The organism is Enterobacter sp. PI-10, from assembly GCF_027947695.1.
Classification (GTDB): domain Bacteria; phylum Pseudomonadota; class Gammaproteobacteria; order Enterobacterales; family Enterobacteriaceae; genus Enterobacter; species Enterobacter vonholyi.
Genome location: NZ_JAJNOG010000004.1, coordinates 371191 through 384428 on the forward strand (window position 1 = coordinate 371191; position 13238 = coordinate 384428).

Consider the following 13238-nt stretch of genomic DNA (forward strand, 5'->3'; position numbering starts at 1 on the left):
CAAAACGCGCGCCGGGGAAACGAAACGTTCAGGCGTGGTGACGCAAAAATGTGATGGCGATAGGGTTTACTTATTACCGCGTAAAAAAACGGGGGCCGCTGGCCCCCGCTGGTTGTTTGTCAGATGCGCGATCGGTTAACGGTATTTCTTGTGATACGTATTACGGGTCGTCACAAACTGCTCGGCTGCCGCCTGGGCTTCCTTCACTTTGCCTTCGTTAGCCAGCTTCAGCGCGCCGTCGATCTGGCCGACCAGCACGTCAAAGCCGTGGCGGTAGTCTTTCATCTCTGCGCTGTCTGCCGCTTTGCTTTCCAGCTTCGGAGGCGTCGCTTTCTGTGCGTCCAGCGCCGCTTCACGCATTTTGGTCAGCGCGTCTTTCATTTCCGCCGCATTGTCGGTTTTCTGCACCACCTTCAGGTTTTGACCGAGGATGCCCATGTCGTCTTCAAGATCGGCAGCAAACGCAGAAGAGCCAAGAACCAGCGTTGAAGCCGCGACGATCGCTAACAGATGTTTACGCATTGCTCACTTCCTTTTTTATTATTAACAAAACGCTATCTCTATTGTCCGGCGATTTTCATTTCCGGGAGTAATACAGAACCACACTGTATATTGCTGCGTGTTTCAATATCGTTACCGACCGTAACGATATTGCGCCACATATCCTTCAGGTTGCCGGCGATAGTAATTTCGCTCACCGGATACTGGATTTCGCCGTTTTCCACCCAGAAGCCCGCCGCGCCGCGCGAGTAGTCTCCGGTGATGCCGCTGACGCCCTGACCCATCAGCTCGGTGACCACCAGACCGGTGCCCATCTCTTTCAGCATCTGCTCAAAGTTCAGGCCCTGTCCGGCAATACGCCAGTTGTGAATGCCGCCCGCGTGCCCGGTGCTTTTCAGCCCCAGCTTGCGCGCGGAGTAGTTGGTCAGCAGCCACTGGGTCAGAATGCCGTCTTTAACGATATCGCGACGTTCGGTGCGCACGCCTTCGCTGTCGAACGGCGTGGAGGCAAGCCCCTTCAGCAGATGCGGATGCTCTTCGATGGTCAGCCATTCCGGCAGGATCTGCTTGCCCAGCGAGTCGAGCAGGAAGGTCGACTTACGGTAAACGGAGCCGCCCGCAATCGCGCCTACCAGATGGCCAAACAGACCGGTCGCCACTTCGTTGGCAAAGATAACCGGCGCTTTCATGGTGGAGAGTTTACGCGGCGACAGGCGAGACAGCGTACGTTCGGCACACTCTTTACCCACCCACTCAGGAGACTGCAAATCCCCCAGCGCGCGGCCAATGGTGTAGGCGTAGTCACGCTCCATGTCACCGTTTTCTTCGGCGATGACGCAGCTGGAGAGCGAGTGGCGGGTAGAGCAGTAGCCCTGCAGCATGCCGTGGCTGTTGCCGAAGACTTTGATGCCGTAGTGGCTGTTGAAGCTGCCGCCTTCGGTATTAGTGATGCGCTTATCCGCCTGCAGGGAAGCCTGCTCGGCGCGGGCAGCCAGCTCGATCGCTTCGTCCGGGCTCACTTCCGCAGGGTGGAACAGATCGAGATCCGGCGCGTCAAACGCCAGCAGATCTTTATCCGCCACGCCTGCGTAAGGATCCGGAGAGGTATAACGGGCAATATCCAGCGCGGCCTGCACCGTGCGGGCAATGGCATCCGGGCTGAGATCGGTGGATGACGCGCTGCCTTTGCGATTCTGGTGATACACCGTGATCCCAAGCGCGCCATCGCTGTTGAATTCTACGTTCTCCACTTCACCATAGCGGGTACTCACGCTGATGCCGGTGGTTTTGCTGACCGCCACTTCGGCGCCATCTGATTTTTCTGAAGCAAGCATCAGCGCGGTGGAGACGGCTTCTTCAAGAATCTTACGCTGCGCTTCAACTTGTGAGGTTACTTTCATCGCAAATGCCATACTGTAAGAGAGAGTTATCTGAAGTCTAACAGAGAACCGTTTTTCAGTGCGCGTCTTAACTGGTAACATTAGCCTCTTTTTTTAAGGAGCCTGACATGACTAAGCAGCCCGAAGACTGGCTCGACGACGTTCCCGGTGATGACATCGAAGACGAAGATGATGAGATCATCTGGGTCAGTAAAAGTGAAATTAAACGTGACGCCGAAGAGTTAAAACAGCTTGGCGCGGAAATGGTAGAACTGGGCAAAAACGCGCTGGACAAGATCCCGCTCGACAAGGATCTGCGCGATGCCATTGAACTGGCACAGAAAATCAAAAAAGAAGGCCGTCGTCGCCAGCTTCAGCTTATCGGGAAAATGCTGCGTCAGCGCGACGTCGATCCGATCCGCCAGGCGCTGGACAAGCTGAAAAACCGCCACAACCAGCAGGTTGCGCTGTTTCATAAGCTGGAGCAGATCCGCGATCGTCTGATTGAACAGGGTGATGATGCCGTGCCGGAAGTGCTGAACCTGTGGCCGGATGCCGACCGCCAGCAGCTGCGTTCCTTGATCCGCAACGCGAAGAAAGAGAAAGAAGGGAATAAGCCGCCGAAGTCCGCGCGCCTGATTTTCCAGTATCTGCGCGAGCTGTCTGAGAACGAAGAGTAATTCGTTCCCCTCACCCCGGAGGGGCGAGGGAGAAAAGAGCATAGGCCCGGTAAGCGCGAGCGCCACCGGGCTTTTTTTTACGCGTCGGCTGCCGCTTCCGCTTTCTTCGCCAGACCGTCCAGCAGCTTCTGATGGATCCCACCGAACCCGCCGTTACTCATCACCAGAATATGGTCGCCGGGCTGAGCGGCTTTCACCACCATATCCGCGAGCGCATCCACATCCGCACTCCAGTGCGCAGGCTGAATGCAGGCGTCGGCTACTTCAGCCACCTGCCACGGAATATGCTGCGGCTGCAGCAGGAAGACTTCATCGGCACGCCCTAACGACGGCGCCAGATCGTCTTTGCAGATGCCCATCTTCATGGTATTCGAACGCGGTTCCAGCACCGCCAGAATGCGCGCGGTACCGCCGACCTTGCCACGCAGGGCGGCAAGCGTTGCCAGAATGGCCGTTGGGTGGTGCGCGAAATCGTCATACACGGTAACGCCGTGGGCTTCACCGCGCAGTTCCAGACGGCGGCGGGCATTGATAAACGAGCCCAGCGCGTTGGCTGCATCCGCAGGCAGAACGCCGACGTGACGCGCCGCAGCAATGGCCATCAGGCCGTTGTGCATGTTGTGCTCGCCCACCAGGCCCCACTTCACCTCACCCACTTTTTCACCGTCGAGCAGCACTTCCCACTCGGAGGCATCGGCGTTGAGTTTCTTCGCCTGCCAGTGGCCCTGCTCGCCCACCAGCTCCTGCTCGCTCCAGCAGCCCATCGCCAGAGTCTGCTTAAGGTTGATATCGTTCTCCGGCAGGATGATGCGCCCCTGACCCGGAACAATGCGCACCAGATGGTGGAACTGTTTCTGAATCGCTTTCAGATCGTCAAAAATATCCGCGTGGTCGAACTCAAGATTGTTGAGGATCAGGGTGCGCGGGCAGTAATGCACGAACTTGGAGCGCTTGTCGAAGAACGCGCAGTCGTATTCATCGGCTTCGATCACGAAGAACGGGCTGTCACCCAGACGCGCAGAAACGTCGAAATTACCCGGTACGCCGCCGATCACGAAGCCCGGCTTATAGCCGCAGGCTTCGAGGATCCAGGTTGCCATGCCCGCGGTCGTGGTTTTACCATGAGTACCGGCAACGGCAACCACCCAGCGGTCGCGCAGGACGAAGTCATGCAGCCACTGCGGGCCGGACATGAACGGAATATTGCGTTCCAGTACCGCCTCGACGCAAGGATTGCCGCGGGTCATCGCGTTACCAACGATCACCAGGTCCGGCTCGGGATCCAGCTGGCTGGCATCGTAGCCCTGAATTAAAGAGATGCCCTGTTTTTCCAGAAGTGTGCTCATTGGCGGATACACATTGGCGTCCGAACCTGTCACTTCATGGCCCAGCGAGCGCGCCAGCATTGCCAGTCCGCCCATGAAAGTGCCACAAATCCCCAATATATGAATGCGCATACGTCACTATCCTTCTTCAATGTGGCGCACATTTTACTCACATGTTAGCGGCTGTGAAACGCATTTCAGGTAAATCCGTATGTTGCTGGCGCGATTCACCTCTGCGCTACTATTTGAATATTTGTTAAGATTGTTGGGCTTTAGTCGTTTTAGTGAACATACAATCGCTCTACTCACAAAGATGCAGGGAAAGTGTTATGAAAACGTTAGGTGAATTTATTGTCGAAAAGCAGCACGAGTTCTCTCATGCTACCGGTGAACTCACTGCTTTGCTGTCGGCAATAAAGCTGGGCGCTAAGATCATCCACCGCGATATCAACAAGGCCGGTCTGGTCGATATCCTGGGTGCCAGCGGTGCCGAGAACGTTCAGGGCGAGGTTCAACAGAAACTCGATCTGTTCGCAAATGAAAAACTGAAAGCTGCACTGCGCGCGCGCGACATCGTTGCGGGTATCGCCTCTGAAGAAGAAGATGAAATTGTTGTTTTCGAAGGGTGTGAACACGCTAAATACGTTGTTCTGATGGATCCGCTCGACGGTTCCTCAAACATCGACGTTAACGTTTCTGTCGGTACCATTTTCTCCATCTATCGCCGCGTCACGCCTGTTGGCACGCCGGTGACCGAAGAAGATTTCCTGCAGCCTGGCATTAATCAGGTTGCTGCCGGTTACGTCGTTTATGGCTCCTCCACCATGCTGGTGTATACCACCGGATGTGGGGTTCACGCCTTTACGTACGATCCTTCACTGGGCGTTTTCTGCCTGAGCCAGGAACGCATGCGCTTCCCGGAAAAGGGCAACACCTACTCCATCAACGAAGGCAACTACATCCGATTCCCGAACGGCGTGAAGAAGTACATTAAATTCTGCCAGGAAGAAGATAAAGCGACCCAGCGCCCTTACACGTCCCGCTATATTGGCTCTCTGGTCGCTGATTTCCACCGTAACCTGCTGAAAGGCGGTATCTACCTCTACCCAAGCACCGCCAGCCATCCGGACGGGAAACTGCGTCTGCTGTACGAGTGCAACCCGATGGCATTCCTCGCCGAACAGGCGGGCGGCAAGGCGAGCGACGGTAAAGAGCGTATTCTGGATATCGTGCCGGAAAGTCTTCACCAGCGCCGTTCATTCTTCGTCGGCAACAACCACATGGTTGAAGACGTTGAACGTTTTATCCGTGAGTACCCGGACGCGTAATATCTCTCTTCAGGGGAGCCGTTCTGGCTCCCCTGTCATTTATATATTTTACCGTATAAGTGTTTATAAAAAACATGCTTTAATATTCACCACTGCTCCTGCATTATTTCCATAATAGTTTGACAGATATTTCGTGGAGCAGAATCGCAATGAACAATTATTCCCGTGCTAATACCGGCATTGATTTAAATCTTATCCCTGTATTTATTGAAATCGTCCGCTGCGGCAGCATGGCAAAAGCCTCTTTGCGTCTGGAGATGTCACGCCCCGCGGTGAGTCTGGCCTTAAAGCGTTTTAATCAACTCTTTGATGAACCATTATTTTTCCGAAAAGGTTTATATCTTGAACCGACGGAAAAAGCGTTAGCCTTAACCAGCTCGCTGGAAATATTAATGGGTGAAATTCACGATAATATTGCGGCAGTTAATTCCGGGGAAAATAAAACCCCGGCACAGAACGTACCGGGGTTGAGTAATATTATGCAGCGGTCTGAGTCGTCACTTTGAATGATGACATCGCTTCCATAAGCTGACGCGACTGCTCCTCAAGGGAGCGGGTCGCAGCGGAGGATTGCTGCACCAGCGCCGCATTCTGCTGCGCGGTTTCGTCCATCTGATTCACCGCAATATTCACCTGCTCAATGCCGCGGCTTTGCTCCTGGGACGCGGTCGCAATCTCACGCATCAGTTTGGTCATGCGCAACACTTCTGTTGCGATCTCATCCATCGTTTCGCCAGCCTGCTGAGCCAGCTCGCTGCCCTCGTTAACGTGGGTCTGCGAATCACTGATAAGCGATCGGATCTCTTTCGCCGCGTCGGCGCTGCGGCTGGCAAGGTTTCGCACCTCGCCCGCGACGACGGCAAAACCACGCCCTTGCTCGCCCGCACGCGCCGCTTCCACGGAGGCGTTAAGCGCCAGAATATTGGTCTGGAAGGCAATACCGTCGATCACGCTCAGGATGTCGGCGATGCGCGCCGAGCTGCCGGAGATATCGCGCATTTTTTCAATCACGTAGCAGACCATTTCGCTGCCGTGATCGGCCGTATCGGACACCGACTTCGCCAGCTGGTGCGCCTGCTCGGCGTTATCCGCGTTGAGTTTCACCGTCGCGGTGATTTGTTCCATGCTGGCCGCCGTCTGCTCCAGCGACGTGGCGGTGGATTCCGTACGCTCGGCAAGATCGCGGTTTCCCAGGGTCAGTTCGCGGCTGCCGGTGTCAATTTGCGAGCTGGCATCGCGTACCCGCATTACCGAGTTCATCAGCGACTGTCGCATCTCCTCTATCACCGCGTTGAGGCGGTTAAACTCCTGACTCGCGGGCGCGGCAAGCGTATGGGTTAAATCCCCCGCCGCCACGTTCTCCAGCTGAGCAATGGAGGCCGAGAGCGGCTGGAGCAGCATATGGCGCAGCACCAGCCACGCGAGCACGATAATGCCCGCCGTCAGCAGCGCTGCGACGATAATCAGGATCAGCACGCGGGTTTTACTCGACTGTACGGCACTCACTTCCGCCTGACCACGCGCTTCGCTCCATTTCTGAAACGCCTGCATATCGTTATCAAACTGTTTCGCCACCGGGATCAGCGTCTTCTCCAGCAGATCGTAATACCCGTCCGCGCTCTGGTCGTTCAGGGTTTTCAACATCGGGTTGATCCCCTGCTGGTTATACGTCGCCAGGCTGGCTGACACTTTGTCGAGCAGCTGTTGTCCCTGCTCGTCAGCCACGCCGCCGTCAATCACGCCTTTCAGCGTTTTCTGGGCCAGGGCAACTTCCTGATTGATGTTTTTTACCGCTTTGGCCGCATCGTCCAGCATGCCGATTTCCATCATGCGGACGGCCTGACCCGCTTCATTGCGGGCGCGCAGGATCAGCGTATAGCCTGAATTGAGCTGCACCATCTGCTCACCCTGAAGGTGATTAATGCGCTGCAGCGAAGAAGAACTCTGTGTGAGGGCATAAATGCCAATGCCGCTGACAATCAGCAGCAGAAGGGTCATAACGGCCAGTAAAGAGAGCAAGCCGGTACGAATCGATAGCGTTTTAAGCATGATATTATTTCCGGTAGCGAGATATTTCTGGGCATAAAAAAAGAGTATCGGCCGCTACCGGAAAATGTTTAGACTTTAAGCAAATTCAGCGTGTTATCGCTCTGTTACCGATGTGTTTACGCGGGTAACAGGTGAGCTTTGACGGTTCTCCCAGAGCACCGTCAGGCCACGCTGCAGGGCAATAAAAATAAACAGCAGAATGCCGATGGCGATCTTCGTCCACCACGAGCTGAGCGTGCCGTCAAAGTTGATATAGGTTTGTATCAGTCCCTGAATCGCCACGCCGAACAGCGTCCCCAGCACCGTACCCACGCCGCCGCTAAGCAGCGTACCGCCGATGACCACAGAAGCAATCGCATCCAGCTCAACGCCAACGCCTGCAAGGGCATAGCCCGCCTGGGTATACACCGAGAAGACGATACCCGCCAGCGTCGCCAGGCCTGTCGAGAGCATATAGATGCGGATGGTAGTGCTGCGGGTCGAGATCCCCATCAGGTTTGCCGACGTAGCGTTACCGCCGATGGCGTAAACCTGATTGCCAAACCGGGTACGGTGGGCGAGGAAGATGCCAATCACTACCACCCCCAGCATCAGCAGCCCCATCGCGCTCAGGCGACCGCCGCCGGGAATTTTCCACGCCAGGCTGGAGAGCGTGTCGTACACCGGATGGTTAATGGGAATCGACTCTTCCGACACCAGATAGCTCACGCCGCGCAGGAAGAACATCCCGGCGAGGGTGATGATAAAGGCAGGAATTTTCAGCGCGTCGATCAGCAGCCCCATAAAGGCGCCGAACGCACAGCCCATCGCCAGCACCAGCGGAAACGCCACCAGCGGAGAGATCCCCCAGAAGCCGATCGCCTTCGCGAGGAACACGCCCGTAAACGCGATCACCGAGCCGACGGAGAGATCGATCCCGCCGGAGAGGATCACAAAGGTCATTCCGACGGCGATGATGCCTAAAAAGGCGTTATCGGTCAGGATATTGCAAATCACGCGCGTCGAGGCAAAACCGGGGAATTGGGTGAGGCAGTAGAGATACCCCAGCACAAACACGCCCAGCGTGATCATCAACGGTAAATTACGTTTTATCATGGCCACGGATTCCCTTAATGATGCTGACAAAGCGCGGCGACTGGACGATCAGCACGCAGAGTACGACCACCGCTTTCACAACCTGGTTGAGTTCCGGCTGAAAACCGGAGAGCAGGATCCCGGTGTTCATGCCCTGAATGATCAGCGCGCCGATCACCGAGAGCAGCAGGTTAAAGCGCCCGCCCATCAGAGACCCGCCGCCGATCACCACCGCGAGGATAGCGTCCAGCTCCAGCCAGAGCCCGGCGTTGTTGGCATCGGCTCCGCGGATATCCGCCGCGACGATGACTCCGGCGATGGCGGCGCACACGCCGCTCAGCACGTAGGTCAGCATCACCATCAGCCGCGTGTTGACCCCGGCGTTGCGCGCGGCGCGAATGTTGATCCCAACCGCTTCAATGAACATGCCGAGCGCCGTTTTACGGGTGAAGAGCCAAAAGACAACCAGCGTGGCCAGGGCAATAATCACCGGCGTCGGGAAGAACAGAAGGTTGCCGCTACCAAGCCACGCCAGGCTCGGGGAGTTAAAAGTGACAATCTGGCCGGAGGTAATCAGCTGCGCCACCCCACGCCCGGCCACCATTAAGATAAGCGTGGCGACAAAGGGCTGAATTTTCAGCACCGCCACCAGAATACCGTTCCATAATCCGGCCAGCACGCCGGTGCCTAACGCCGCCAGCAGTACCACCGGCAGGCTGTGTCCGGCCACGGTCATGGCGGCTGCAGTGGCCCCGGCGATAGCCATCACCGCGCCGACGGAGAGATCAATCCCGCCGGTGGCAATGACCAGCGTCATCCCGATGGCCAGCAGCGCTACGGGCGCAGCACGGTTCAGGATGTCTATCGGGCTGCCAAACAGGCGACCATCCTGCACGATAATCTGAAAGAAATGCGGTGCGACAAGGCTGTCAACCAGCAGTACCACCAGCAGCGCCGCGATTTGCGGCGTGCCGGTTGGCCAGCTGAAGCGGCGCTTTGACTCACCGGTTTGCGAAAGCGAACGGGACATCACGATTCACTCCTTATGCCGCAATGGCATTCATGATCGCCGGAACGGACAGCTTATCCAGCGGGATCTCTGCCACCTGCTTGCGATCGCGCATGATAATGACGCGATCGGCATAACCTACCAGCTCCTCCAGCTCGGACGAAATGACGAGCAGGGCCAGACCGTCTGCACACAGGGTTTCGATAAGCCGGATAATTTCGGCGTGCGCCCCCACGTCAATGCCGCGGGTCGGTTCGTCGAGGATCAGGAACTGCGGTTTGGTCAGCAGCCAGCGCGACAGCAGCACCTTCTGCTGGTTGCCGCCGGAGAGGAACTCGATCGGCTGTTCCGCGCTCGGGGTGCGGATGCCGAGCTGGCGGATAAAGCGCTCGGCTATGGCGTTTTGCTCTTTACGGGGGATCGGGCGCAGCCAGCCGCGCTGGGCCTGCAGCGCCAGAATGATATTCTCCCGCACCGAGGCCGCGGCAATGATACCGTCCGTTTTCCGATCTTCCGGGCAGAAGCCGACGCCCAGACAGGAGGCCTGATGCGGCGATCGCAGGGTTTGCGGTTTGCCCTTGATCAGCGCGCAGCCGCTGTCCGCGGGCTTGATCCCGAAGATCACCTCGGCGGTCTCGGTCCGGCCGGAGCCCAGCAGGCCCGCCAGGCCGACAATTTCGCCTGGCCGCACCTCAAGGTTAAACGGTGAGATCACTCCTTTTTTGCCGTAATCGCTGAACGCGGCGACCGGCTTCTCGCTCAGCAGCGTGCGCCCTGCGCGCTGGAGGGCGTTGGTCTCCAGCTCGCGGCCAAGCATCATTTTTACCAGCTCGATTTGCGGCAGCTCGCAGGTTTCGCGGCAGCCAACAAAGCTGCCGTTGCGCAGCACCGTAATGCGATCGCTCACCTCATATACCTGATCGAGGAAGTGGGTAACGAAGATCAGGCTTACGCCCTGATCGCGCAGCTGGCGCATCAGGGTAAAGAGCATCTCCACTTCCTGGGTATCGAGGCTGGCGGTGGGTTCGTCCAGGATGAGTACCTTCGCGGAGAGATCGATCGCACGGCAAATGGCGACGATCTGCTGCATCGCCACGGAAAAGCGGTTCAGCGGCTCGCGGACGTCGAGGGAGAAGCCGTAGGATTCCATCAGCTTTGTCGCCCGCGCCTCCATCTCTTTGCGGCGCAGCAGGCCAAAGCGTCGCGGCTCACGGCCAATAAACAGATTATCCGCCACCGACATATTCGGCAGCAGGTTCACTTCCTGGTACACCGTCCCGATCCCCAGCTGTTGGGCATGGGCGGTATTCTTTGGCGAAATGGCGTTGCCTTCCAGCCAGATGGTGCCGCGGTCGGCGTGATAAACGCCGGTCAGGGATTTAATCAGCGTCGATTTTCCCGCGCCGTTCTCGCCCAGCAGCGCCATGATCTCCCCACGCCGCAGGCTAAAATCAACGTTATCCAGCGCTTTTACGCCGGGGAAGAATTTGCTCAAGCCCTCTGTGCGGAGGATTTCCTGGTGTTGTTCAGTGGTCATGGTTTCCCCCTGCATCAAGCCGGATGGCGCAGCGCCACCCGGCATGTTCAGACAGGCTTAGTAGCCCATATTTTTCTTCTTCTCTAACTCTTCTTTCGCCGTGTCAGGCAGGTAGAGCGTGGATTTGGTAACCGTCACTTTCTCCGGCATCGTGCCGTCTTTCTTGAATTTCTCCAGCGCGTCGAATGCCGGGCCCGCCATGTTTGGCGTCAGCTCCACGCTGGCGTTGGCTTCGCCGTCAATCATCGCTTTGTAGATATCCGGCACGCCGTCGATAGAGCCGGTGAGGATATCTTTGCCCGGCTTCAGGCCCGCTTCTTTAATTGCCTGAATCGCGCCGATTACCATGTCATCGTTGTGGGCGTAAACCATGCAGATATTCTTGCCGTTGTTTTCAGCCTTAATGAAGCTCTCCATGACCTCTTTACCTTTACTACGGGTAAAGTCGCCGGACTGAGAGCGGATGATCTTGATGTTTGGCGCTTTCGCGATGGCTTCAGCAAAGCCTTTTTTACGGTCGATGGCCACGCTCGCGCCGACGGTGCCCTGCAGCTCAACGACGTTACACGGCTTGCCGTCGACCTGTTTCACCAGCCAGTCGCCAATCAACTGTCCTTCAAGCACGTTGTTGGCGGTGACGGTTGTCATATAAAGGGATTTGTCTTTGACGTCGATGGAACGGTCGAGCAGGAAGACCGGGATCTCAGCGTCTTTCGCTTCCTTCAGGACGGGTTCCCAGCCGGTTGCCACGACGGGTGCAATAAAGATGGCATCCACGCCCTGGGCGATAAAGGAGCGCACGGCTTTGATCTGATTCTCTTGTTTTTGCTGACCATCGGCGATTTTCAGGGTAATGCCGCGTTTCTGAGCTTCGCTTTTCGCCACGTTGGTTTCTGCCGCTCGCCAGCCAGATTCAGAGCCGACCTGCGAAAAACCTACGGTTAAGGGAGCGGCCATCGCCATAGACGACATGGCTGCCGAAACTGCTGTGACCAGGAGTAAGCGCTTCCACATATGAACGTCCTCGTAGGGTGAGTTATTGTTGGTTAAAAGATGTTCTGCGGAATGACTATAGCCCATGAAATATGTAACGAATTGCGTTACATCACACTTCAGAAAAGTGAATAAAACGTTAATCACAAGTTTGTAATCGCTTTCATTTCTCCATGAAAAATGCGGCTGAGTTTATGGATTTTTCTGTCATGGAATCGGTCTGAAAAGTGGGAAGAACGCTGAGAGAAGGCGAAAACAGGCGGAGACATTCAGCGCGAGTTGGCTATAATACCTGCCACTTGTTTACCATCCATTTTAAAGGACACCGACATGAGCTTACTCAACGTCCCAGCGGGTAAAGAACTGCCAGAAGATATCTACGTAGTTATCGAAATCCCGGCTAACGCAGATCCGATCAAATACGAAGTGGACAAAGAGAGCGGCGCCCTGTTCGTAGACCGTTTCATGTCTACCGCGATGTTCTATCCGTGCAACTACGGTTACATCAACCATACCCTGTCTCTGGACGGTGACCCGGTTGACGTGCTGGTCCCAACGCCATACCCACTGGAGCCAGGCTCCGTCATTCGCTGCCGTCCAGTTGGCGTGCTGAAAATGACCGACGAATCCGGTGAAGATGCGAAGCTGGTTGCGGTACCGCACACCAAGCTGAGCAAAGAGTACGATCACATCAAAGATGTGAACGACCTGCCAGAGCTGCTGAAAGCGCAGATCACTCACTTCTTCGAGCACTACAAAGACCTCGAAAAAGGCAAGTGGGTTAAAGTTGACGGCTGGGACAACGCAGAAGCAGCGAAAGCGGAAATCATCTCCTCTTTCGAACGCGCTGCTAAGAAGTAATTCTTACTGCCGATTGATGAAAGCCCCGCACGTCGGGGCTTTTTTTGTGGCGGGCGCGCAGCTGGGCCTACAGTGGACATGTAGGCCGGGTAAGCGCAGCGCCACCCGGCAAGAGACGCAAAAAAACAACGCCACCTCACGGTGGCGCTGTTTTTTTTCAGTACTGGTCTCTGTCTAACCAGTTACCGCTTACAATCCGCGTTAACCCTTCGACCGGACGCTGGTAGACATACATCCACGCGCTTCCGTACGGCGTCTGGATCAACTGGCGTGCGTATTCACCGCCCCTGGTGCGCAAGGCATCAAGTTCGGCAAGCGTCGCGTTATCAATACGATAAACTTCACCCTGTACTGTTCCTTCGCCCGGAACCGCGCCTGGATAGTGGCCCAGGCTGTACAACTGGTAGTTCTCGATATCGTAATTCCCCAGTAGCTGGGCATTGGTCATCCAGTGACTGTTGCCTTGCCTGGTTCGTAAACTGCCGTAGACAAATATTCGCAT

13 protein-coding genes are annotated in these 13238 nt (G+C 56.2%); 4 read left to right on the top strand and 9 right to left on the bottom strand.

Annotated features, from left to right (window positions below; all coding sequences use genetic code 11):
- Window positions 1-135: 135 nt before the first annotated feature.
- Both cybC and pmbA read right to left on the bottom strand, forming a co-directional pair.
- A complete protein-coding gene (cybC, locus tag LRM19_RS12295) occupies window positions 136-522 on the bottom strand; it encodes a cytochrome b562 (protein ID WP_008501412.1) in 387 nt (128 codons plus the stop codon).
- A 38-nt stretch (window positions 523-560) separates the two neighbouring features.
- A complete protein-coding gene (gene pmbA, locus LRM19_RS12300; RefSeq protein WP_047652092.1) occupies window positions 561-1913 on the bottom strand; it encodes a metalloprotease PmbA in 1353 nt (450 codons plus the stop codon).
- Between the two features lie 95 nt (window positions 1914-2008).
- On the opposite strand from pmbA, the gene yjgA reads away from it, so the two are divergent.
- On the top strand, window positions 2009-2560 hold the full coding sequence (yjgA, locus tag LRM19_RS12305) for a ribosome biogenesis factor YjgA (RefSeq protein WP_271368999.1): 552 nt from the start codon (window positions 2009-2011) through the stop codon (window positions 2558-2560).
- Between the two features lie 77 nt (window positions 2561-2637).
- Here the strand turns inward: yjgA and mpl are convergent, their stop codons facing one another.
- The gene (gene mpl, locus LRM19_RS12310) at window positions 2638-4017 is read right to left on the bottom strand and encodes a UDP-N-acetylmuramate:L-alanyl-gamma-D-glutamyl-meso-diaminopimelate ligase (protein ID WP_111965364.1); all 1380 of its coding nucleotides are present in this window, start codon (window positions 4015-4017) and stop codon (window positions 2638-2640) included.
- Window positions 4018-4214: 197 nt separating this feature from the next.
- On the opposite strand from mpl, the gene fbp reads away from it, so the two are divergent.
- A complete protein-coding gene (fbp, locus tag LRM19_RS12315) occupies window positions 4215-5213 on the top strand; it encodes a class 1 fructose-bisphosphatase (RefSeq protein ID WP_023310178.1) in 999 nt (332 codons plus the stop codon).
- A 149-nt stretch (window positions 5214-5362) separates the two neighbouring features.
- Entirely contained in the window at window positions 5363-5719 is a 357-nt protein-coding gene (locus LRM19_RS12320) for a helix-turn-helix domain-containing protein (RefSeq protein WP_149367321.1), read from the top strand.
- On the opposite strand, the gene LRM19_RS12325 is transcribed toward LRM19_RS12320, so the two are convergent.
- The 5 genes from LRM19_RS12325 to ytfQ all read right to left on the bottom strand — a co-directional run bounded on the left by LRM19_RS12325 (window position 5691) and on the right by ytfQ (window position 11896).
- Window positions 5691-7262 (bottom strand): methyl-accepting chemotaxis protein, encoded by a 1572-nt coding sequence (locus LRM19_RS12325; RefSeq protein ID WP_115876607.1) that lies wholly within the window; start codon window positions 7260-7262, stop codon window positions 5691-5693. The genes LRM19_RS12320 and LRM19_RS12325 overlap by 29 nt on opposite strands.
- A 93-nt stretch (window positions 7263-7355) precedes the next feature.
- Window positions 7356-8357, bottom strand: a complete 1002-nt coding sequence (yjfF, locus tag LRM19_RS12330; protein ID WP_023293434.1) for a galactofuranose ABC transporter, permease protein YjfF — start codon at window positions 8355-8357, stop codon at window positions 7356-7358.
- A complete protein-coding gene (ytfT, locus tag LRM19_RS12335) occupies window positions 8344-9369 on the bottom strand; it encodes a galactofuranose ABC transporter, ATP-binding protein YtfT (RefSeq protein ID WP_271369002.1) in 1026 nt (341 codons plus the stop codon). The genes yjfF and ytfT overlap by 14 nt, the downstream gene beginning before the upstream one ends.
- A 10-nt stretch (window positions 9370-9379) precedes the next feature.
- Entirely contained in the window at window positions 9380-10882 is a 1503-nt protein-coding gene (ytfR, locus tag LRM19_RS12340; protein ID WP_271369003.1) for a galactofuranose ABC transporter, ATP-binding protein YtfR, read from the bottom strand.
- A gap of 57 nt (window positions 10883-10939) precedes the next feature.
- Window positions 10940-11896, bottom strand: a complete 957-nt coding sequence (ytfQ, locus tag LRM19_RS12345) for a galactofuranose ABC transporter substrate-binding protein YtfQ (protein ID WP_014882271.1) — start codon at window positions 11894-11896, stop codon at window positions 10940-10942.
- A gap of 309 nt (window positions 11897-12205) precedes the next feature.
- Here ytfQ and ppa point away from each other — a divergent pair, with 309 nt between their 5' ends.
- Complete coding sequence (gene ppa, locus LRM19_RS12350) at window positions 12206-12736, top strand: inorganic diphosphatase (protein WP_111965368.1); 531 nt, start codon at window positions 12206-12208, stop codon at window positions 12734-12736.
- A gap of 157 nt (window positions 12737-12893) precedes the next feature.
- Here the strand turns inward: ppa and LRM19_RS12355 are convergent, their stop codons facing one another.
- Complete coding sequence (locus tag LRM19_RS12355) at window positions 12894-13238, bottom strand: gamma-glutamylcyclotransferase family protein (RefSeq protein WP_111965369.1); 345 nt, start codon at window positions 13236-13238, stop codon at window positions 12894-12896.

Excerpts from the sequence above, each read along its gene's own strand:
- cybC (WP_008501412.1), bottom strand. The coding sequence starts at position 522 with ATGCGTAAACATCTGTTAGCGATCGTCGCGGCTTCAACGCTGGTTCTT.
- pmbA (WP_047652092.1), bottom strand. The coding sequence starts at position 1,913 with ATGGCATTTGCGATGAAAGTAACCTCACAAGTTGAAGCGCAGCGTAAG.
- fbp (WP_023310178.1), top strand. The coding sequence starts at position 4,215 with ATGAAAACGTTAGGTGAATTTATTGTCGAAAAGCAGCACGAGTTCTCT.
- mpl (WP_111965364.1), bottom strand. The coding sequence starts at position 4,017 with ATGCGCATTCATATATTGGGGATTTGTGGCACTTTCATGGGCGGACTG.
- yjgA (WP_271368999.1), top strand. The coding sequence starts at position 2,009 with ATGACTAAGCAGCCCGAAGACTGGCTCGACGACGTTCCCGGTGATGAC.
- ppa (WP_111965368.1), top strand. The coding sequence starts at position 12,206 with ATGAGCTTACTCAACGTCCCAGCGGGTAAAGAACTGCCAGAAGATATC.
- LRM19_RS12320 (WP_149367321.1), top strand. The coding sequence starts at position 5,363 with ATGAACAATTATTCCCGTGCTAATACCGGCATTGATTTAAATCTTATC.
- ytfQ (WP_014882271.1), bottom strand. The coding sequence starts at position 11,896 with ATGTGGAAGCGCTTACTCCTGGTCACAGCAGTTTCGGCAGCCATGTCG.
- ytfR (WP_271369003.1), bottom strand. The coding sequence starts at position 10,882 with ATGACCACTGAACAACACCAGGAAATCCTCCGCACAGAGGGCTTGAGC.
- yjfF (WP_023293434.1), bottom strand. The coding sequence starts at position 8,357 with ATGATAAAACGTAATTTACCGTTGATGATCACGCTGGGCGTGTTTGTG.
- LRM19_RS12325 (WP_115876607.1), bottom strand. The coding sequence starts at position 7,262 with ATGCTTAAAACGCTATCGATTCGTACCGGCTTGCTCTCTTTACTGGCC.
- LRM19_RS12355 (WP_111965369.1), bottom strand. The coding sequence starts at position 13,238 with ATGCGAATATTTGTCTACGGCAGTTTACGAACCAGGCAAGGCAACAGT.